Raw genomic sequence first — 19,167 nt, forward strand, 5'->3', positions numbered from 1 at the left:
GGAAAGGCGTTTCTCCATCCGGCGCGGTGGCTCGCGGGCGTCGAACGAGCGGAAAACGGAGGGACTGAGGTTGGTGGCGCGTTCAAGCGGAACGCGGTGTGGTGTGGTGGAATGGGGGAGGATTCGGGGACCTCGGCGTCGGGCCGATTACGCGGCGCCGGCGAGCGCGGCGATGAACGACCAGTTCGTCCCCGCGGTGGCCTCGTGCTTCTTCGATTCGGCCTTCGTCATGTTGCGGCGGTGTTTCCAGTTCATACTCGACAGAAGTCTTTACTCGAATATAAGTTTTTCAGTTAAGTGATATATCTAGCACGGTCGTACATGCTGTTTGATGGAAAGCCGTGATATATTCGGTCCGAACGTTTCGTTTTACGAGATAGTAGTGTTCGTTTGAACGATTCTGAACAAGGCGTGATAACACGGGGCGCACTGGCGCTGGGCGAAGTCACGGCGACGCGGTTTCGGTCGCCTCGGGGAGTAGCTCCGTCGGCAACCCGACAGACGGCGGACCAATCCTCACGTTTTTGCCCGTCGCCTCGCAAGAACTGCCTATGCGCACGCGGCGGAAGCCAGACTGGTTGAAGATGCGACCGCCATCGGGCCGGCGTTTCACCGATATCAAATCGACGCTCCGGGACCGGAACCTCAACACCGTCTGCGAGGAGGCGAACTGTCCGAATCTCGGAGAGTGTTGGAGCGGCCGCGACGGCCCCGGGACGGCCACGTTCATGCTCATGGGTGACCGGTGCTCGCGCGGGTGTAACTTCTGCGACGTGACGACCGGCGGGATGGAGCCACTGGACCCCGATGAACCGGCGAACGTCGCCGACGCGGTGACCGAAATCGGTCTCGACTACGTCGTGTTGACCTCCGTGGACCGCGACGACCTGCCGGACCAGGGCGCGGCCCACTTCGCCGAGACCATCCGCGAAATCAAGCGCCGCGACCCCGAGGTTCTCGTCGAGGTGCTGATTCCCGACTTCCAGGGCGAACCCGAGCACGTTCGGAAGATAATCGACGCCGGCCCCGACGTCATCGCCCACAACATCGAGACCGTCGAGCGGCTCCAGTGGCCGATTCGGGACCGCCGCGCCGGCTACGAGCAGTCGCTTTCGGTGCTCCAGCAGGTGACAGACGAGTCCGACATCCACACGAAGACCTCGGTCATGCTCGGCCTCGGCGAGCACGCCCACGAGGTCTACCAGACGCTCTCCGACCTCCGCGAGGCCGACGTGGACATCGTCACCTTCGGTCAGTACCTCCAGCCCTCCCGGAGCCACCTCGACGTGTTCGAGTACGTCCACCCCGACGCCTTCGAGACGTGGCGGCGCGTCGCGGAAGACGAACTGGGCTTCCTCTACTGCGCGTCCGGCCCGATGGTCCGGTCGTCGTACAAGGCCGGTGAACTGTTCGTGGACGCGCTCCTCCGCGAGGGGTCGAGCGTCGAGGAGGCGCGACAGGCCGCCCGCGCGGCCGCCGGACAGTAAGTCGCGCGCCACCCCATGCCGCGCGACTCGACCGACCGGGTCCGACCCCGTTCCGCCCCGAAACAGTCCTGCAATGCTGTCGATATTTCCGATTATTTCTCGGTGATGTGTGGGTTCACACTAATGAACGTCAGGAAGAATCGTTTAGAAGCGAAAATGTCCAATTTTACCTCGCGTGGGTTTACATAGCACGACGCGAGCCGCAATATTCCGAGCCAAAGTAAATTATATACGAAAACAATATAACGCCGGCGGGTGTCGATTTTGCCATGAACAGGAGGGTTCTCCCGTGAGCGTGCTACAGCGCGACCCGCAGGACCAGGTACGAGTGCTCGACGAGAACGGGACCGTCGTCGGCGAGGTCCCCGACATCGACGACGAGACGCTCGTCGAGATGTACCGGTACATGCGTCTCGCCCGACACTTCGACACGCGGGCGGTGAGTCTCCAGCGGCAGGGACGGATGGGGACGTACCCGCCGCTGTCGGGACAGGAAGGCGCACAGATCGGGAGCGCAATCGCGCTCGACGAACAGGACTGGATGGTCCCGAGCTATCGCGAACACGGGGCGTCGCTGCTCCGAGGGCTTCCGCTGAAGCAGACGCTTCTGTACTGGATGGGCCACGAGAAGGGCAACGAGATGCCTGAGGGCGTGAACCTCTTTCCGCCCGCGGTCCCCATCGCCTCGCAGATCCCCCACGCGACCGGCGCGGCGTGGGCGAAGAAGCTTCAGGGCGAGGACGACACGGCCGTCATCTGCTACTTCGGCGACGGCGCGACCTCCGAGGGCGACTTCCACGAGGGACTGAACTTCGCGGGCGTCTTCGACACCCCGAACGTCTTCTTCTGTAACAACAACCAGTGGGCCATCTCGGTGCCGCGGGAGCGACAGACTGCCTCCGAGACGCTGGCGCAGAAGGCGACCGCCTACGGCATCGACGGCGTGCAGGTCGACGGGATGGACCCGCTCGCGGTCTACTCGGTGACGAAGGCGGCGCTCGACAAGGCGAAGAACCCCGCCGAGGGCGAGGGCCGGCCGACGCTCATCGAGGCAGTCCAGTACCGCTTCGGCGCGCACACGACCGCCGACGACCCGACCGTCTACCGCGACGACGAGGAAGTCGAGAAGTGGAAGGCGAAAGACCCCATCCCGCGGCTGGAGTCGTTCCTCCGCGAGACGGGCCGCATCGACGACGAGGCCGTCGAGGCCATCGAGGCGGACGTGAAACAGCGGGTCGCCGACGCCATCGAGGCGGCCGAGTCCGACCCGCGTCCGGACCCGAGCGAGATGTTCAACCACGCATACGCCGAGCGAACCCCGGAGATTCAAGCGCAGTACGAGGAGTTCGAAGCGCTCCGCGAGAAGTTCGGCGACGAAGGATTCCTCAGAGAATGAGCAGTCAGAACCTCACCATCGTGCAGGCGGTACGGGACGGTCTCTACACCGAGATGAACCTCGACGACGAGGTGCTCGTCATGGGCGAAGACGTCGGCAAGAACGGCGGCGTCTTCCGGGCCACGGAGGGCCTCTGGAACGAGTTCGGCGACGACCGCGTCATCGACACGCCGCTAGCCGAGTCCGGTATCATCGGCACGGCCGTCGGCATGGCCGCGATGGGGCTGAAGCCGGTCCCCGAGATTCAGTTCTCCGGCTTCATGTACCCCGGCTTCGACCAAATCGTGAGCCACATGTCGCGGTTCCGGAACCGCACCCGAGGCCGCTACACGCTGCCGATGGTGCTCCGCGCTCCCTACGGCGGCGGCATCCGCGCCCCCGAGTCGCACTCGGAGTCCAAAGAGATGTTCTACGCGCACGAGGCCGGCCTGAAGGTCGTCATCCCCTCGACGCCGTACGACACGAAGGGGCTGCTCATCTCCGCCATCCGCGACCCCGACCCGGTCATCTTCATGGAACCGAAGCTCATCTACCGGGCGTTCCGCGGCGAGGTTCCCGAAGAGGAGTACACGGTCCCTATCGGCGAGGCTGCGGTCCGCCGCGAGGGTACGGACGTGTCCGTGTTCACCTTCGGCGCGATGACGCGCCCGACGCTCGAAGCCGTCGAGAACCTCGAAGAGGAGGGCATCGACGCAGAGGTCGTGGATATCCGAACTATCTCGCCGCTCGACCGCGAGACCATCGTCGAGTCGTTCAAGAAGACCGGCCGCGCGGTGGTCGTCCACGAGGCCCCGAAGAACGGCGGCCTCGGCGCCGAAATCACGGCGACGATTCAGGAGGAGGCGCTGCTCTACCAGGAAGCGCCGGTCAAGCGCGTCGCGGGCTACGACGTGCCGTACCCGCTGTACGCGTTGGAAGACTACTACCTCCCCTCGGTCGCCCGCGTCGAAGAAGGTATTCGTGAGGCGGTGAACTTCTGAACGATGGCGCTCAAGGAATTCAAACTCCCCGACGTCGGCGAAGGCGTCGCGGAAGGCGAACTCGTAACGTGGCACGTCGCGCCGGGCGACGAGGTGACAGAAGACCAGGTGCTCGCGGAGGTCGAGACGGACAAGGCGCTCGTCGACGTGCCCTCGCCGTTCAACGGGACGGTTGAGGAACTCCTCGCCGAGGAGGGCGAGGTCGTCCCCGTCGGCAACGTCATCATCACCATCCGGGTGGGTGGCGACGACGAGGAGGCCGCCGAGACCGCAGGCGCGGACGCCGACACCGAGGAGACGGCCGAGAGCGACGACGCCGGCGACGCCGCCGACGACTCCGGGTCCGGCGGACGCGTGTTCGCCCCGCCGAGCGTTCGACGGCTCGCCCGCGAACTCGGCGTCAGTCTCGAATCCGTCGACGGCAGCGGCCCGAGCGGCCGTGTGACCGAAGGTGACGTTCGCGCCGCCGCGGAAGACGACGGCGACGAGGGCGAACCCAGCGGCCCGCGGACCGTCCAGAGCAACGGGAAGTCCGCGACCGCGAAGCGCGACGAGGGAACGTCTGGGTCCGCGTCGGCCGAGAGCGCCGATCGCGAGCAGACGCTCGCCGCGCCCGCGACCCGCGCGCTGGCCAAGGAGGAGGGTGTTGACCTCAACGCCGTCCCCGCGACCGAGATGCGCGACGGCGAGGCGTTCGTCTCGCCCGAGGCCGTCCAGGAGTACGCGCAGGCCCAGCGCGAGGCGCAGGCCGCGGACGCCGAGGCGGTGTCCGCCGAGGCCGACGCCGGAACCGCGACCGCCGAGGCGACGGGCGAAGTGGAGAGTGAATCCGCACCGCCCGAGACCGGCCCCGGTGCCGGCGAGCGCGTCCCCTACAAGGGCGTCCGCAAGGCCATCGGCGACCAGATGCAGCGCTCGAAGTACACCGCGCCGCACGTCACCCACCACGACGAGGTGGACGTGACGGAACTCGTCGAACTGCGCGAACAACTCAAGCCGGTCGCCGAGGAGCGCGGCTCGCGGCTGACCTACATGCCGTTCGTGATGAAGGCCGTCATCGCGGCGCTGAAGGACTTCCCGTACCTCAACTCGCAACTCGACGAGGAGAACGAGGAAATCGTCCTGCGCGACGAGTACAACATCGGCGTCGCGGCCGCGACCGACGCCGGCCTGCTCGTCCCCGTCGTCCACGACGCGGACCGCAAGGGCATGCTCGAACTCGCCGACGAGATGAACGAGAAGGTCGAGAAGGCCCGCAACCGCAAGATTTCGCCCGGCGAGATGCGCGGCGGCACCTTCACCATCACCAACATCGGGGGCATCGGCGGCGAGTACGCCACGCCCATCATCAACTACCCCGAGGTGGCGATTCTCGCGCTCGGAGCCATCAAAGACAAGCCCCGGGTCATCGACGGTGAGGTCGTGCCGCGAAAAGTCCTCACCCTCTCGCTGTCGTTCGACCACCGTATCGTCGACGGCGCGCAGGGCGCTCGATTCACGAACCGCGTGAAGGAACTGCTCGAAGACCCCAAGCTGTTGGTGTTAGAATAATGGTCGTCGGAGACATCGCGACCGGAACCGACCTACTCGTCATCGGCGCGGGACCGGGCGGCTACGTCGCCGCCATCCGCGCCGCACAGAAGGGAATCGACACCACGCTCGTCGAGAAGGACGCCTACGGTGGGACCTGTCTCAACTACGGCTGTATCCCCTCGAAGGCGCTCATCACGGGCGCGAACCTCGCTCACGAGGCGGGCCACGCCGAGGAGATGGGCATCCACGCCGACCCCGTCGTCGACATGTCGCAGCTACGCGACTGGAAGAACGGCGTCGTGGACCAACTCACCGGCGGCGTCGAGAAACTCTGTAAGGCGAACGGCGTCAACCTCGTCGAGGGCACCGCCCGCTTCAAAGACGAGAACGCCGTCCGCATCGCCCACGGCGGCGAGGGACAGGGCTCGGAGACCATCGAGTTCGAACACTGTATCATCGCCACCGGCTCGCGCGTCATCCAGATACCCGGCTTCGACTTCGGCGACGAGCCGGTGTGGTCGTCGCGCGACGCCCTCGAAGCCGACACCGTCCCGGAGCGGCTGGTCGTCGTCGGCGGCGGCTACATCGGGATGGAGCTGTCCACGACGTTCGCAAAGCTCGGCGCGGACGTGACCGTCGTCGAGATGCTCGACGACATCCTGCCGGGCTACGAGTCCGACGTGGCCCGCGTCGTCCGCAAGCGCGCCGAGGACCTCGGCATTGACATGCACTTCGGCGAGGGAGCAAGCGGCTGGCGCGAGGAGGACGACGGCATCATGGTGACCACCGAAACCGAAGACGGCGAGGAAAACGAGTACCGCGCCGACAAGGTGCTCGTCGCCGTCGGGCGCTCGCCCGTCACCGACACGATGGACATCGAGAGCGCCGGTCTCGAAGCCGACGACCGCGGGTTCCTCTCGGTCGACGACCGCCGCCGCACCGACGTGGAGCACATCTACGCCGTCGGCGACGTGGTCGAGGACACGCCGATGCTCGCGCACGTCGCCTCGAAGGAGGGCATCGTCGCCGCCGAGCACATCGCCGGCGAACCGGTCGCCTTCGACAGTCAGGCCGTCCCCGCCGCGGTGTTCACCGACCCCGAAATCGGCACGGTCGGCATGACCGAAGCGGACGCCGAGGAAGCCGGCTTCACGCCCGTCGTCGGGCAGATGCCCTTCCGAGCGTCCGGCCGCGCGCTGACGACAAACCACGCCGACGGCTTCGTCCGCGTCGTCGCCGACGAGGAGTCCGGGTTCGTCCTCGGGGCGCAAATCGTCGGCCCCGAGGCCTCGGAGCTAATCGCCGAACTCGCGTTCGCCATCGAGATGGGCGCGACGCTCGAAGACGTGGCGTCGACCATCCACACCCACCCGACGCTCGCGGAAGCGGTCATGGAGGCCGCCGAGAACGCGCTCGGGCAGGCGATTCACACGCTGAATCGGTAGCGATAGGCAAAAGCGACACGTTCGATTTCTTTTGCTGGGTTAGAGTATATCAACGGATTATACTATGTATTCTGAGGCAAAGTGGGACTAACTTTTTGAAACATGAGAAACATTTTCAGGGAAGATGGATGTTCGAAGTATCGAAGGGTTTGGAATTGATTTTGTTAGTAGAGACGATTATTCAGAGCTTACAGACTGCCTTCAACAAGTGACGGGTCTAGAAGAGGAACCAAGATGGTGCTACATGGCCTCAAGTGAGGTTGGTTCAATTCAAGTGCAAAATTGGGGAGATGTGTCGGAAGGTAGTGAGTTTTCACAGGTTCACCTACTTGTTATAGAATTCCCAGAGGATGCACCAGGTATGCGAACAATACTACTTAGAATTCCAGATCCAGAACTTGAGCATTTATTAGATTCTTATGAGAATCATACTGTTGATTTGAGAGACATCCACGAAAGAACCACGCGAGCATGGAATTCAATTATCCCCTCAGATCTACCAGGGATAATTACTCAGTACAAAAGATCAAATAAGGTTCCACTTTCCGTCGAGCCTCCACTTACATTTGTATCGACGCAAGCGGTTTGCAAAGATTTGCAATCAAAAATACCAGTACCGACAGGGCAACTCACATCTATAGACATGCTCAATTTTTCCGAGTTCTTCAGGGGATCTGCGTTCTGTAGTGAATTTGGACTGTCGCCAAATGGGCTCATGTCACTAGATTACATCACGGAGTCGTCGGCACTACTAAATGCAGAATCACGCACTAGTGGTGTTGGACCTTGGAAAGGGTATTCAGGAATATCCGTTATTGAGTTTCATGACAAAGGCAAATCAAACTTTTATAAACTATCTACTAGCGATTTACAGATAGGTCCGTTTAGTTCATTTCTACACAATAAGTCTGCGTCAAACATCGTCAAGCTGTTTCCATACATATCATACTACTATTGGTTCCGAGTACAGCCTGCGGAAATCCACGACTATAGCCAAGGTCTTAGGCGAATGCCAAGGCGTGTCGACGAGAATCATACTGGTGAATTTATTGACTTGTTGCAGGAAGCTCAAGCAGGATTTTATGACGAGTATATAGATCTTCTTGATAAAACAGACTCAGCAGAACGGTTGCTTAAGGGTCAACAGGGTATGAGCTTCGCGTATTCGGGAACAGGAGGTGGCTCAGTACAGTTTACTGGATCTCAACAAGAGATACCAATTCCGATAAACGAAGACAAACCTCTCCCAAACCCAGCATACCGTCCAGATATAGTCGGCGTGTTCTCAGCAGTAAAGCATGATCTCTATATGTCTAATGAAAGTTCCATTAAGCAGTACAACCGTTTCGAAGAACGATACAGTATTGCCGTAGAAATGTTAAATAGACAACTTGACCTCCAACTTTCAGACAAAAATCGCCAACTTTCCGAGACCAGCGTTTATCTTGAACAAAATGTGAATAAACTAACAATAGCGATGGCAGTTCTCACCGCGATACTTGTTTTAGATGCGTTTGGGCTCTTCGGAGTAGTTGGAAATCGAATATCAGAGATGGCACAGTGGTGGATTGGAGCACTCAGTTAGAAACACGGCCTGAACAGCTGTTCACCCGTCGTCGAACCACCACAGCGCCAGCATCGTCCCCACGACTGCCACGGCCGCGGGGATCGACTCGTCGACGCCGAGTGTGCGGACGTCGAAGAGGACGACGCCCTCGAACAGGGCGGCGAGCGCGAGGGCCACGAAGACGAAGCCCGCCACCCAGATTTCGGGCGTGTTGACGTCGCTGATTGACATGCGCGGTGCTACGAGGCGAAATATGATAAGTGTTAGCAGCCCCCAAACTGTCTATTCGTCGGCGTCGAGAATCCCGTGGCTCTCGAAGAGTTTTCCGAGTCGGTCCATGGAGGCGACGACGGCGTCGCAGGCCGGGCGGACCGCGTCCTTGGGGACGAAGCCGACCGAGAGGCCGGCGACTTCGAGCATCGGGAGGTCGTTCGCGCCGTCGCCGACCGCGACCGTTCGGTCCATGGGCACGTCGTGTTCGGCGGCGTGGTTCTCCAGCGCCGTGTCCTTCGTGCCCTCGATGAGCGACCCCTCCACGTCGCCGGTGAGTCGGCCGCCCTTCACGGGCAGACGGTTCGAGACGATGTCGTCGACCTCGACGCCCTCCTTTTCGAGCGCGCGCTCGACGCCGCGTTCGAACCCGCCGGTGAAGATGGCGACGTGGTGACCGTAGTCGCGGAGTCGCTGGATGAGGTCCGCCGCGCCGGGGCGAAGTTCGACCTCGCCGTAGGCTTCCTCTGCGAGTTCCTCTTCGAGGCCTTCGAGGAGACGGGCGCGCGACCGGAGGCTCTCCGCGTAGCTCATCTCGTCGTTCATAGCTCGTTCGGTGATATCGGCCATCTCGTCGGCCGTGCCGTTCTTCTTGCCGAGGAGAACCGTCATCTCGGAGTCCGAGAGCGTGCCGTCGAAGTCGAAGGCGATGATGCGCATATCTGCCCGTCGTCGCCGCGGGGTTTCAAAGCTTCCGCGTCGGCAGTTATGCGGCGGGGACGCGACCCCGAGTCGGGCGACAGACCGGAAGCGACACCTCGGGCGGTTGCGTCGCCGGCGAAGCGTTCTCGGGACGGAAGACCATCTACCGAACCTATCGGACTCGCCAAAATAATACTAGCGGGCCAGAACGTCGATGGACCCAAGCCGTGCGAGACAGTCTCAATGTCACGATATCGGCCGTTGTGACAACCCTTAACCCGCACGGCTCTGACCCTACGCGCATGAAGGTACTCGTCACGGACCCGATCGCCGACGCGGGTCTGGACCGGTTACGCGAGGCCGGTTACGAGGTAGAGACCGCGTACGATGTCGAAGGTGACGCGCTGCTCGAAGCCGTCTCCGACGCGAACGGGCTCATCGTCCGCTCCGGAACGCAGGTGACCGCCGAGGTGTTCGAGGCGGCGCCCGACCTCGTCATCGTCGGACGCGCCGGCATCGGCGTCGACAACATCGACATCGACGCCGCGACCCAGCACGGTGTCATCGTCGCCAACGCGCCCGAGGGGAACGTCCGCGCCGCCGCCGAGCACACGGTCGCGATGGGCTTCGCCGCCGCGCGCTCGATTCCGCAGGCCCACGCCCGCCTGAAAGATGGCGAGTGGGCCAAGTCCGACTACCTCGGCAACGAGGTCAACGGCAAGACCCTCGGCGTCGTCGGCCTCGGCCGCGTCGGCCAAGAGGTCGCAAAGAAGTTCTCGTCGCTCGGGATGGACATCGTCGCTTACGACCCCTACATCGGCGAGGAGCGCGCCGACCAGCTCGGTGCCGAACTCGTCGAGTTCGACGCCTGTCTCGCCCGCGCCGACTTCCTCACCGTCCACACGCCGCTGACCCCCGAGACGGAGGGGCTCATCTCCACCGACGAACTCGAAACGATGGGCAGCGGCTACCTCATCAACTGCGCCCGCGGCGGCGTCGTCGACGAGGCCGCCCTCGCCGAGGCCGTCGACGCCGGCGTCATCGACGGGGCCGCAGTCGACGTGTTCGCCGACGAGCCGGTCTCGCCCGACAACCCGCTTCTCTCCGTCGACGACGTGGTCGTCACGCCGCACCTCGGCGCGTCCACCTCGGCCGCACAGGAGAACGTCGCCGTCTCGACGGCCGACCAAATCGTCGCCGCGTTCCGCGACGAACCGGTCATCAACGCGCTCAACGCGCCCTCGGTCGACGAGAGCGCCTTCCCGCGCATCCAGCCGTACATCGGTCTCGCCGAGACCGCCGGGAAAATCGCCGCCCAACTGCTGGACGGCCGCCTCAACGAGGTCGAGGTCACCTACACCGGCGACATTGCCGCCGAGGACGTCGAACTCGTCACGGCCTCCGCGCTGAAGGGCGTCTTCGCGCCGCTCGAATGGCAGGTCAACGCCGTCAACGCCCCGCAGGTCGCCAAGGAACGCGGCATCGAGGTCGTCGAGTCGAAGTCCCGCCAATCGGACGACTTCCAGAGCCTCGTGACCGTCACCGTCCGCAACGGCGACGAGGAGATGACCGTCTCCGGAACGCTGTTCACCGGCGAGGACCCGCGCATCGTCCGCATCAACGGCTACCGTCTCGACGCCATCCCGCACGGCCAGATGCTCGTCGCCCGCAACTACGACAAGCCGGGCGTCATCGGCTTCATCGGAACCGTCCTCGGCGAGAACGACGTGAACATCGCCGGGATGTTCAACGCCCGCCGCGCGAAGGCCGGCGGCGAGGCGCTGACCGTCTACAACCTCGACGACGACGTACCCGAAAGCGTCCGCGAGAAGCTCCTCGCCGACGACCGCATCATCGACGTGGACCTCATCACGCTCTGAAGCGGACGAACCGCACCTCTTTCTGAAAGAAGAACCCGACTACCGTCGGCCGAACGCCGACGTGACTTCTTCGACCACGCGACCGACGACGGCTTGCACCGTTGCAGCCGCGCTCGACTCGGCACCCGAGCGGCGAGGCCGGTCGCTCCGCCGGTCCGAGCGGTCGTGCGTCTGCTGACGGCCGTGGCCGCGACGCTCGGCCAGCAACTGTTCGTAGTGGTCGATTATCTCCTGTTGTTCCGCATCGGCACTCTCGAGACGCTCGTTGAGACGGGTGTTCGCGCGACGAAGCGCCTCGTTCTCGCGCTGGAGGGATTCCTTGCTCCGCGCGTCGGTGGTGGACGACGGGCGACGACTGCGTGACTGCTGATGACTGTGTGACTGCTGATGACTACGTGACTGCGCTGACGTGGATGCCTGCGCTGACGTGGTCGTGGACGTGTGTGCGGACGGGGGTGCTGACGTGGCCGTGGATGCGTGTGTGGATGAGGCCGAAGACGCGGGGGCTGAGGAGGCCGAAGACGCGGTTTCGGACGGCCCGTTTTCGATTCCGTCCGGCGGGTACGTTCTCGAACCGGCCCCGTCCCGGCTGACGGTCCCGGTCGGCATGCTGCTGAGCGACATCGTGTGGCAAAACGTACCACAGAATGAAAAGGATGCGTCAGACGCGCACCCGACGCGCGTCATCGTCCGCGGTCAGACGGCTCCACCCGCCGATATTCGCGACCGTCGGCGACGGTCGGCACCGGGCCGGTCGCTACTCGGCGAGGTGTTCGAGGACCGCTTCGGTGTCGTTCGGGACGGGTTCGGGGTCGTCGCCCGCTTCGAACGCCGCGTCGGGGTCCTTCAGCAGGTGGCCCGTCGTGAGACAGACGACGTGTTCGTCCTCGGAGACGACGCCCTCGGTGCGGAGTTTGCGGAGACCGGCGACGGAGGCGGCGGAGGCGGGTTCGACGCCGACGCCCTCGGCCGCGAGGTCGCGCTGTGCCTCGGTGATTTCCTCGTCGGAGACGGCGACGGCCGTGCCGTCCGTCTCGCGGATGCCGGGGAGCGCCTTCGGCGCGTTGACCGGGTTGCCGATTCGGATGGCGGTCGCGCGCGTCTCGACTTCCTCCCAGCGCTGGGTGTCGTCCCAGCCGTTCTCGACGGCCTCGACCATCGGGGCCGCGCCTTCGGCCTGCACGCCGGTCAGTTTCGGCACGTCCTCGACGTCGAGCGCGCCCGACTGAACGAGTTCGCGGAACGCCTTGTAGAGCGCGGAGGTGTTGCCCGCGTTGCCGACGGGGAGGACGATTCGGTCCGGGTAGGTGCCGTAGTCCTCGTGGAACTCCTCTAAGATTTCGAGGCCGATGGTCTTCTGGCCCTCCAAGCGGAAGGGGTTCAGCGAGTTGAGGAGGTACGCCTCACCGCGGGCGGCGAGGTCCTGTACGATGTCGAGACAGGAGTCGAAGTTGCCGTCCACTTCGAGGATGCGCGCGTCGTGGAGCGATGCCTGCGCGATTTTCCCGGCGGCGACCTTCCCGGCGGGGAGGAGCACGAGCGTCTCCATCCCGCCGCGCGCGCCGTAGGCGGCGAGCGCGGCCGAGGTGTTGCCGGTCGAGGCACACGCGAGGCGGCCGACACCGAGTTCCTTCGCCACGCGGACGCCGACGGTCATGCCGCGGTCCTTGAACGAGCCGGTGGGGTTCATCCCCTCGTGTTTGACGCGGAGGGTCTCGACGCCCACGTCGGCTTCGAGGCGGGGTACCTCGTGCAGGGGCGTCGCGCCCTCGGGGAGCGAGACGCCCTCCTCGAAGGGGAGCGCGGCGTTGTAGCGCCAGACGCCGCGGCCCTCGAAGTCGTCCCACGTCGGCGGGGACGCGTAGCGGACCTCGAGGAGGCCGTCGCAGTCGTCGCAGGTGTACCGAACGTCCTCGAACGGCGCGAACTGCGCGCCGCACGCGATACATTCGAGCCAGGTGCCGTCGTCGGCGACGGATGGCTCCTCGGGGGCGGGTGCCGTGAGTTCGAGGCTCATTGCTCGGGCGGTGGCACCAGAGGGACAAAAGCGGGCGGGTTTGGGCGGCACCTGCCGGGCGACGACCTCGTCGGGAACGCGGTCGACCGGGGAGGACTACGACTCGCCGAAGGCGTCGATACGGGCGTGCACGTCCTCTGCCCACTCGTCGAGGGAGGCGTGCATCATCTCCTTGGCCTCGGGAAGCGGGGTCGCCGTGTACTGGTAGACGTAGCCGCCGGGGTCGAGCAGGCGGCGCTTGCGCTCGGTGAGTCCCTTGTCGAGGAGCGTCGTCAGAGAACGGTTGACGTTGCTCCGGTCGCGGTCGAGCACCTCCGCCAGTTCGGCGACGGTGCTGCCGGGGTTGTCGAGTAGTGCGAGGTACGTTCGGCTTTCGTGGCTCTGGATACCGAAGACGCACGCGAGGACCTGTCCGAAGTTCGGGTCCTCGGTCTCCATCAGTTCGCCCATGTCCGGTGCGTCGGCCATGCACACCTATTCGCCGTGCGCCGGATTAAAGCCTCACCTACAGGCGAGCGAGCGGTCGCCCGCGGACGGGGTGTCGCGGCTACTCCGCCTTCGCGTAGCCCATCTTCAGCACGCAGGCTCGCATCCCGTCTTCGTCGTCGTGTTTGTGGAGCGTCGTCGGCGTGTCGCAGTAAAAGACCGTGCCGTCGTGGCGGAGCGTCACCTCGTGGATACCGCCGAGCATCTCCGCTTGGACGACGACGCGGCGACCCTCGCGGAGCGCGTCGAGGATTTCGTCTGCGGTCAGTTCGCCGGACTCGACTCGAAGCGGCTCGGGCATACCGGAGGGTCGCGGGCGAACGGTATCAGTATTGTCGATGACGGCGGACACCGATGACGGCGGACGCCGATGACGGCGACCGCGTTCGACGAGTCGAATCAGCGCGAGACGCGAGTCAGTTCGTCGTGGATTTGGACCGCTGTTCGTCGTCCGTCACCGGAACCTCCACGCCCTCGACGACCTCCGCGACCTCGGTCTCTTTCGGCGTGTCGATGTGCCAGCGGTCGATTTCGTCCTCGAAGTCCCGCAGCGTCTCCGACACCATCGACTTCAGTTCGTCGTCGTTGACGTTCACCTCGAAGACGAACCGCTCGTCGCCGGAGCCGCGACCGACCCGCTGGATGTTCGCGCTCACGAGTTCGTTGTCGAAGTAGTACGGAGCCAACTGGGTCATCACGTTGCGGTAGACCGTGTCCTCGACCTTCCGCAGCGCCTTCCGACCGGCGGAGTCCGCCGCGCGGGCGACGTAGTTGATAGAGTCCTGCCACGACTCGACGGCCCCTTCGTTGTCGCCCTCCTCGACCCGCTCGTAGGACCGGGAGAGCTTCTCGCCCGCCGTTTTGAGGTCGTCGTTGGGGGTCTTGCCAGCCTTCTCGCCCTCGCCCTCGCCGACGCTGGCTTGCTGGGCCGTCTTCTCGTTTACGTCCTCGCCGAGGCGCTCGTGGGACTTCGGTCGCCACTCGTCCCAGTCGTCGAAGGCGGCACCGTCGACGTCGGCGTCGCGGAGCGCGCGGGTGATTCGCTCCCCGTGTTCGACAACCTCGTCCCAGGTGCCGCGGCGTTTGAACCCGGAGATGCTCTCTTCCATTGTCGTTGACGGGAGTACGTGCCAGACGGTATAAACTCTACGAGGAGACAGGTTCGCACACGCATGGGAACGCCTAGCGGTCGCGGTAGACGAACCACTCGGCGGCCGCGTCGAGGCGGGCCGACACCGGACCGAGCCACGCCGCCGGCGACGCGAGTCGGAGTGCCGACTCGTCGAGTTCGATTCGGTCGTCACCGAGCGGGTCGCGGTCCCCGCTCCCGGTGGCGTCCACGACGGTGGTCATCGAACACCGGCCGCAGGCCTCGCGCTTCGGGTCTGCCATGGGCCGCGATTCGTAACCTTCACGAATAAACCTTGGTTTCCGGACGGGTCGCGACGGGCTTATACGGTCGAACGTGTTGCTCCGTCTCATGGGATATCGCGTCGTGGACGCAACCGCCGTCGAACCCGCCGACGACCGCCCGTGCGAACTCCGCCGCATCGGCGGCGCGGGCGGCTTAGAGACCGTCGCGCTCAACCGCTTCCGGGCCGCTCCCGGCGAGCAGGTGCCGCTTTCGTACCACTACCACACCGAACAGGAAGAGGCGTTCTACGTTCTCTCGGGCACGCTGTTCGTCGAGACGCCCGACGAGACGTTCGAAGTCGGCGCTGACGGCCTGTTCGTCGCCGACCCGGAAAGCCCCCATCGGGCGTACAACCCCGAGGAAGCCGACGAGCCGGTCGAACTGCTCGCGCTCGGCTCGCCGGCCGTGTCGGGCGACGCGGTGGCCTACGACCCCGACGAGGAATGAGGAGCGTCGAACCCGACGACGCCGAGGGAGCCGGAATGCAGGACGAGCCAAGCGGGGCGGACGCCGTTCCGGGTCCGGCCCTCGACCGCCCCGAGTGGGACGACGAGTACCTCGACCGGGTCGCCGAACGGCTCATGTACAACTACGACTTGGAGCGGGAGTACGTCGTCCGCGGCGAGCGATTCGACCTGTTCGGCTCGATGCGGATGGAGAGCCAAAAACAGTTCCTCCACCAGTCTATCAACTACGCCAACCACCACGCGATGGAGTACATGTTCGCGCGCCGAGTGGGGTCGGCGACGGTCGCCGAACTCGAACGGCTCGTCGAACTGGGTCACGAACTCGCCGACGAGTGGATAGAACCCGACGAGGAACACTACGGGACGGACTTCACCTTCGTCCTCGTCGCCGACGCGGTGTCGGACGAGGTTCGGTCGTTCGTCTCCGACTTCTCTGACCGGACGCTCCTGAAGTTCGGCTACTACGGCCACTACGAGGTGAATCTCGCCGTCGTCGCGCCGACCGACGAGGACGCCGTCGCCAGCCGCAACGCCGACTCGGTCGCCGCGTTCACGCTCTGGAGTGACGGCTCGCCGGCCGTCTCCGGCGGGCTGTTGCGCCGGCTCCTCGGAAAACTGCGTCCGTAAAAAAAGCGGAGTCGAAACGGCGAACGGCCGCGCGTCAGTCGTCGCTCGGCTGCGGACGACCGCCGCCACCGCCGCCACCCGAACTCCGGGCGTCTTTGATGTTGTCGTAACCGATTTTCGCCAGCGACAGCGCGAGGTAGACGAGCACCAGCGCGAGGACGATTTGGACGACCGCCGACACCATCGCGAAGGTGCCCGCCGAGGCCATCCACTCGGGGTTCAGGAACTTCGCGTAGAGGTTGTCGTGGAACGCGAGCCAGAGCAGACCCAGCGACGTGATGGTCGTCATGAGGGCCATCGGCAGACCCGTGCTGAGGAGCTGCTTGGAGTCGTCCCAGTTGGCCAGCCAGACGGTCGCGGTCAGGAGCGCCAGCGCGGCGAGCAGCTGGTTCGCGCCGCCGAACAGCTGCCAGAGCGTCAGCCACGAACCGCTCGTGATGAGGATGTACGCCGGCAGCGACTGCACGAACGCGTTGCCGTAGCGGTTGGTCGCGAACTCCTCGACCGGTGTCTCGGGCGTCCCGACGATTTCTTCCATCATGTAGCGACCGAGACGCACGGCCGTGTCGGTCGACGTGAGGAGGAAACTGACCAGCACGAGGGCCATGAACGGCCCGCCGAAGTCAGTCGGGATGCCGAAGCTCGACAGGATGACGCCGCCGCCCGCCGCGAACGTCGGCAGGGCGAGGCCGATGCCGCCGCCCACGTCAGGCGCGATGATGGCGGCCGTCGCCAGCGCGACGGTGGCGAGGAGGCCCTCGCCGAGCATGCCGCCGTAGCCGATGACGCGCGCGTCGGACTCCTTGTTCAGTTGCTTCGAGGTCGTGCCCGACGAGACGAGCGAGTGGAACCCGCTGATGGTCCCGCAGGCGATGGTGATGAACAGAAGCGGGAACAGCGGCGCACCGGAGCGGCCGATGAACCCGTAGTACGGTTCGAGGTTCGTCACGAGCGGCTGGGTCGGGTTCGTGAAGAACGTGCCCACGACGATGGCGACGAGCGCGCCGCCGACGCCCGCGTACAGCAGGAACGACGAGAGGTAGTCACGCGGTTGCAGGAGCACCCAGACCGGGAGGGCACTAGCGATGGCCCCGTAGACGAGGATGAGCGGCACCCACGCCGCGGTGTTCCCGTTGAACGAACTCGCACCGGGGAGCCACGCGCCGGACCCGGAGAACAGGACGAACGTCTCGGCGGGCGCGCGGGCCGCAGGCTCGAACAGCGCAATCGGGAACTTAATCCCCGCGTAGACGCCGATGAACATCGCGACGACGAACGCGAGCGTCCCCGGCAGGAACGGGAGGTTCAGTTGGTAGAGGTAGACGCCGAACAGCACCGCGAGGACGATGTACACCAGACTCGCCGTGGCGGCCTCCGGATAGGCGTTAAACACGATGGCCACCACGAGGGCGAACACCGCGACGACGAGGACGATGGTGAGAAACGCGAACCACAACAGCATGTTCTTGCCGCGCTCGCCGACGTACTCGCCGATGATGTAGCCGATGGACTTCCCGTCGTGTCGCAGACTGCTCGACAGCGACACGAAGTCGTGAACGCTCCCGAGAAGCGGGTTACCGATGGCAATCCACGCGAGTGCGGGGGCCCAACCCCACACCACGCCCGCCGTAATCGGACCGACAATCGGCGCGCCGCCTGCGATGCTCGAATAGTGATGCCCCAGTAACACCGGCTTTTTCGCCGGAACGTATTCTTTACCGTCTTCGTACTTGTGCGCTGGCGTCTCACGACTGTCGTCGAGTTCGACGAACTGCGCGAGATATCGGGAGTAACCGAGATACCCGACAGTAAACAACGCGAGTACCGTGACGACCAACCAAATGACTTGTACCATGGTACGCTGCCCCACTCGGTGACACGAAAATGCTCACCTTAACGTTAACGATAGATAGGAATGTATCGTGTTCGAACGACAGGTTCAATCGGCGAGGGATACGAAAATTCTCACCGCGGGGTCGGTTTACCCACCTACTGAACGTCGGGCGCGGTGTCGATGTCGAGTTCGGCCGCGACCTCGCCGAGGAAGTCACCCTTGACCTCGGCGACCCGCGTCTCGACGGCGGCGACGAGCGGCGGTGAAAAATTCTCGCGGAGGTCGGCGAGGCGCGCTCGTTCTGTCTTGACTCGTTCGCGCAAGAACGTCGCGCCCCGTCCCGACTCGTCGGGGTCGGGTTCGGGCGTGAGGCGGTTGACCGCGAGGCCGCGCACATCGAGGCCGTAGTCGTCGAGTTGGTCGATGGCGCGCTCGGTCTCCCGGAGCGATAGCTCGTCGGGATTCACGACGAGGAAGAACGCGGCGTCGTCCTGCAGCGTCTCCTTGGCGAACGAGAAGTCGTCGCGGCGCTGTTCGAGGCGGGCGATGATGGGGTCGCCGTCCATCATCCGCCGCGGTTCGTTGTTGCCGATGGCCGCGCGCTCGAACAGTTTGACAGACTCCTTGCGCTTGTGGAGGAGTCGTTGAATCCAACCGTCGAGGTACTCCGGCAGCGAGAGCAGTCGGAGCGTCCCGCCGGTCGGCGAAGTGTCGAAGACGACGCGGTCGTACTCGTCGGCCGAGCGCATCACGTCGATGAAGCGGTCGAACAGCGCCGACTCGTACGCGCCGGGCGTCTGGTGGGCCATCTCTATCTGGCGGTCGATCTCGTTGACCATCGCCGGGCTGACTTGGTCGCCCATCGCCCGCTTGGTCTCCATGAGATGTTCGCGGACCTCCGTCTCGGGGTCGATTTCCATCGCGTCGAGGTTCGGTTCGTCGGCGACGGCCGCGGGCTCGTCGGTGAACGACTGGTCGAACACGTCGCTCGTGCTGTGGGCCGGGTCGGTCGAGACGAGGAGCGTCCGGACGCCGTCGCGGGCACACTTGACCGCGTAGGCGCTCGACATCGTCGTCTTGCCCACGCCGCCTTTGCCGCCGAAGAAGACGAATTTGCGCATG

General features: G+C 64.5%; 19 protein-coding genes. 10 read left to right on the forward strand and 9 right to left on the reverse strand.

The window, feature by feature from the left end:
* Nucleotides 1-551 precede the first annotated feature (551 nt).
* The 6 genes from lipA to AM590_RS20470 all read left to right on the forward strand — a co-directional run bounded on the left by lipA (nt 552) and on the right by AM590_RS20470 (nt 8,426).
* Nucleotides 552-1,487, forward strand: coding sequence for a lipoyl synthase (lipA, locus tag AM590_RS10250; RefSeq protein WP_049920508.1), 936 nt, complete (start codon nt 552-554; stop codon nt 1,485-1,487).
* 289 nt (nt 1,488-1,776) lie between these two features.
* On the forward strand, nt 1,777-2,883 hold the full coding sequence (pdhA, locus tag AM590_RS10255) for a pyruvate dehydrogenase (acetyl-transferring) E1 component subunit alpha (protein ID WP_058827401.1): 1,107 nt from the start codon (nt 1,777-1,779) through the stop codon (nt 2,881-2,883).
* Nucleotides 2,880-3,863, forward strand: coding sequence for an alpha-ketoacid dehydrogenase subunit beta (locus AM590_RS10260; RefSeq protein WP_058827402.1), 984 nt, complete (start codon nt 2,880-2,882; stop codon nt 3,861-3,863). The genes pdhA and AM590_RS10260 overlap by 4 nt, the downstream gene beginning before the upstream one ends.
* Before the next feature lie 3 nt (nt 3,864-3,866).
* Nucleotides 3,867-5,414: a 2-oxo acid dehydrogenase subunit E2 gene (locus AM590_RS10265; protein WP_058827403.1), complete on the forward strand. Its 1,548-nt coding sequence runs from the start codon at nt 3,867-3,869 to the stop codon at nt 5,412-5,414.
* Complete coding sequence (gene lpdA / locus AM590_RS10270; protein ID WP_058827404.1) at nt 5,414-6,841, forward strand: dihydrolipoyl dehydrogenase; 1,428 nt, start codon at nt 5,414-5,416, stop codon at nt 6,839-6,841. Before AM590_RS10265 ends, lpdA begins: the two co-directional genes overlap by 1 nt.
* 124 nt (nt 6,842-6,965) lie before the next feature.
* On the forward strand, nt 6,966-8,426 hold the full coding sequence (locus tag AM590_RS20470; RefSeq protein WP_157575450.1) for a hypothetical protein: 1,461 nt from the start codon (nt 6,966-6,968) through the stop codon (nt 8,424-8,426).
* Nucleotides 8,427-8,447: 21 nt separating this feature from the next.
* Here AM590_RS20470 and AM590_RS10275 read toward each other — a convergent pair whose 3' ends face one another.
* Together AM590_RS10275 and serB are read right to left on the reverse strand one after the other, a co-directional pair.
* A complete protein-coding gene (locus AM590_RS10275; RefSeq protein WP_058827405.1) occupies nt 8,448-8,639 on the reverse strand; it encodes a hypothetical protein in 192 nt (63 codons plus the stop codon).
* Between the two features lie 51 nt (nt 8,640-8,690).
* On the reverse strand, nt 8,691-9,338 hold the full coding sequence (gene serB, locus AM590_RS10280) for a phosphoserine phosphatase SerB (RefSeq protein ID WP_008090876.1): 648 nt from the start codon (nt 9,336-9,338) through the stop codon (nt 8,691-8,693).
* A gap of 284 nt (nt 9,339-9,622) precedes the next feature.
* On the opposite strand from serB, the gene serA reads away from it, so the two are divergent.
* Nucleotides 9,623-11,200, forward strand: coding sequence for a phosphoglycerate dehydrogenase (serA, locus tag AM590_RS10285; protein ID WP_058827406.1), 1,578 nt, complete (start codon nt 9,623-9,625; stop codon nt 11,198-11,200).
* A 183-nt stretch (nt 11,201-11,383) separates the two neighbouring features.
* A complete protein-coding gene (locus AM590_RS20475; RefSeq protein WP_157575451.1) occupies nt 11,384-11,563 on the forward strand; it encodes a hypothetical protein in 180 nt (59 codons plus the stop codon).
* Between the two features lie 394 nt (nt 11,564-11,957).
* On the opposite strand, the gene thrC is transcribed toward AM590_RS20475, so the two are convergent.
* From thrC to AM590_RS10315, 5 genes are all read right to left on the reverse strand, one after another.
* Entirely contained in the window at nt 11,958-13,217 is a 1,260-nt protein-coding gene (gene thrC / locus AM590_RS10295) for a threonine synthase (protein ID WP_058827408.1), read from the reverse strand.
* A gap of 96 nt (nt 13,218-13,313) precedes the next feature.
* Complete coding sequence (locus AM590_RS10300; protein ID WP_004968692.1) at nt 13,314-13,685, reverse strand: helix-turn-helix domain-containing protein; 372 nt, start codon at nt 13,683-13,685, stop codon at nt 13,314-13,316.
* Between the two features lie 79 nt (nt 13,686-13,764).
* Nucleotides 13,765-14,004, reverse strand: a complete 240-nt coding sequence (locus tag AM590_RS10305; RefSeq protein ID WP_058827409.1) for a hypothetical protein — start codon at nt 14,002-14,004, stop codon at nt 13,765-13,767.
* Between the two features lie 115 nt (nt 14,005-14,119).
* Nucleotides 14,120-14,812, reverse strand: coding sequence for a DUF5828 family protein (locus AM590_RS10310; protein ID WP_058827410.1), 693 nt, complete (start codon nt 14,810-14,812; stop codon nt 14,120-14,122).
* Nucleotides 14,813-14,885: 73 nt separating this feature from the next.
* A complete protein-coding gene (locus AM590_RS10315) occupies nt 14,886-15,095 on the reverse strand; it encodes a hypothetical protein (RefSeq protein WP_058827411.1) in 210 nt (69 codons plus the stop codon).
* An 88-nt stretch (nt 15,096-15,183) separates the two neighbouring features.
* Here AM590_RS10315 and AM590_RS10320 point away from each other — a divergent pair, with 88 nt between their 5' ends.
* Together AM590_RS10320 and AM590_RS10325 are read left to right on the forward strand one after the other, a co-directional pair.
* Nucleotides 15,184-15,564, forward strand: a complete 381-nt coding sequence (locus AM590_RS10320; RefSeq protein WP_058827412.1) for a cupin domain-containing protein — start codon at nt 15,184-15,186, stop codon at nt 15,562-15,564.
* Nucleotides 15,561-16,211, forward strand: a complete 651-nt coding sequence (locus tag AM590_RS10325) for a hypothetical protein (RefSeq protein WP_058827413.1) — start codon at nt 15,561-15,563, stop codon at nt 16,209-16,211. Before AM590_RS10320 ends, AM590_RS10325 begins: the two co-directional genes overlap by 4 nt.
* Nucleotides 16,212-16,245: 34 nt before the next feature.
* On the opposite strand, the gene AM590_RS10330 is transcribed toward AM590_RS10325, so the two are convergent.
* On the reverse strand, nt 16,246-18,066 hold the full coding sequence (locus AM590_RS10330) for a carbon starvation protein A (RefSeq protein ID WP_058827414.1): 1,821 nt from the start codon (nt 18,064-18,066) through the stop codon (nt 16,246-16,248).
* A 134-nt stretch (nt 18,067-18,200) separates the two neighbouring features.
* Nucleotides 18,201-19,166, reverse strand: a complete 966-nt coding sequence (locus tag AM590_RS10335) for a TRC40/GET3/ArsA family transport-energizing ATPase (protein WP_058827415.1) — start codon at nt 19,164-19,166, stop codon at nt 18,201-18,203.
* Nucleotide 19,167 lies beyond the last annotated feature (1 nt).

It is taken from the genome of Haloferax sp. Q22 (genome assembly GCF_001482285.1).
Lineage (GTDB): Archaea > Halobacteriota > Halobacteria > Halobacteriales > Haloferacaceae > Haloferax.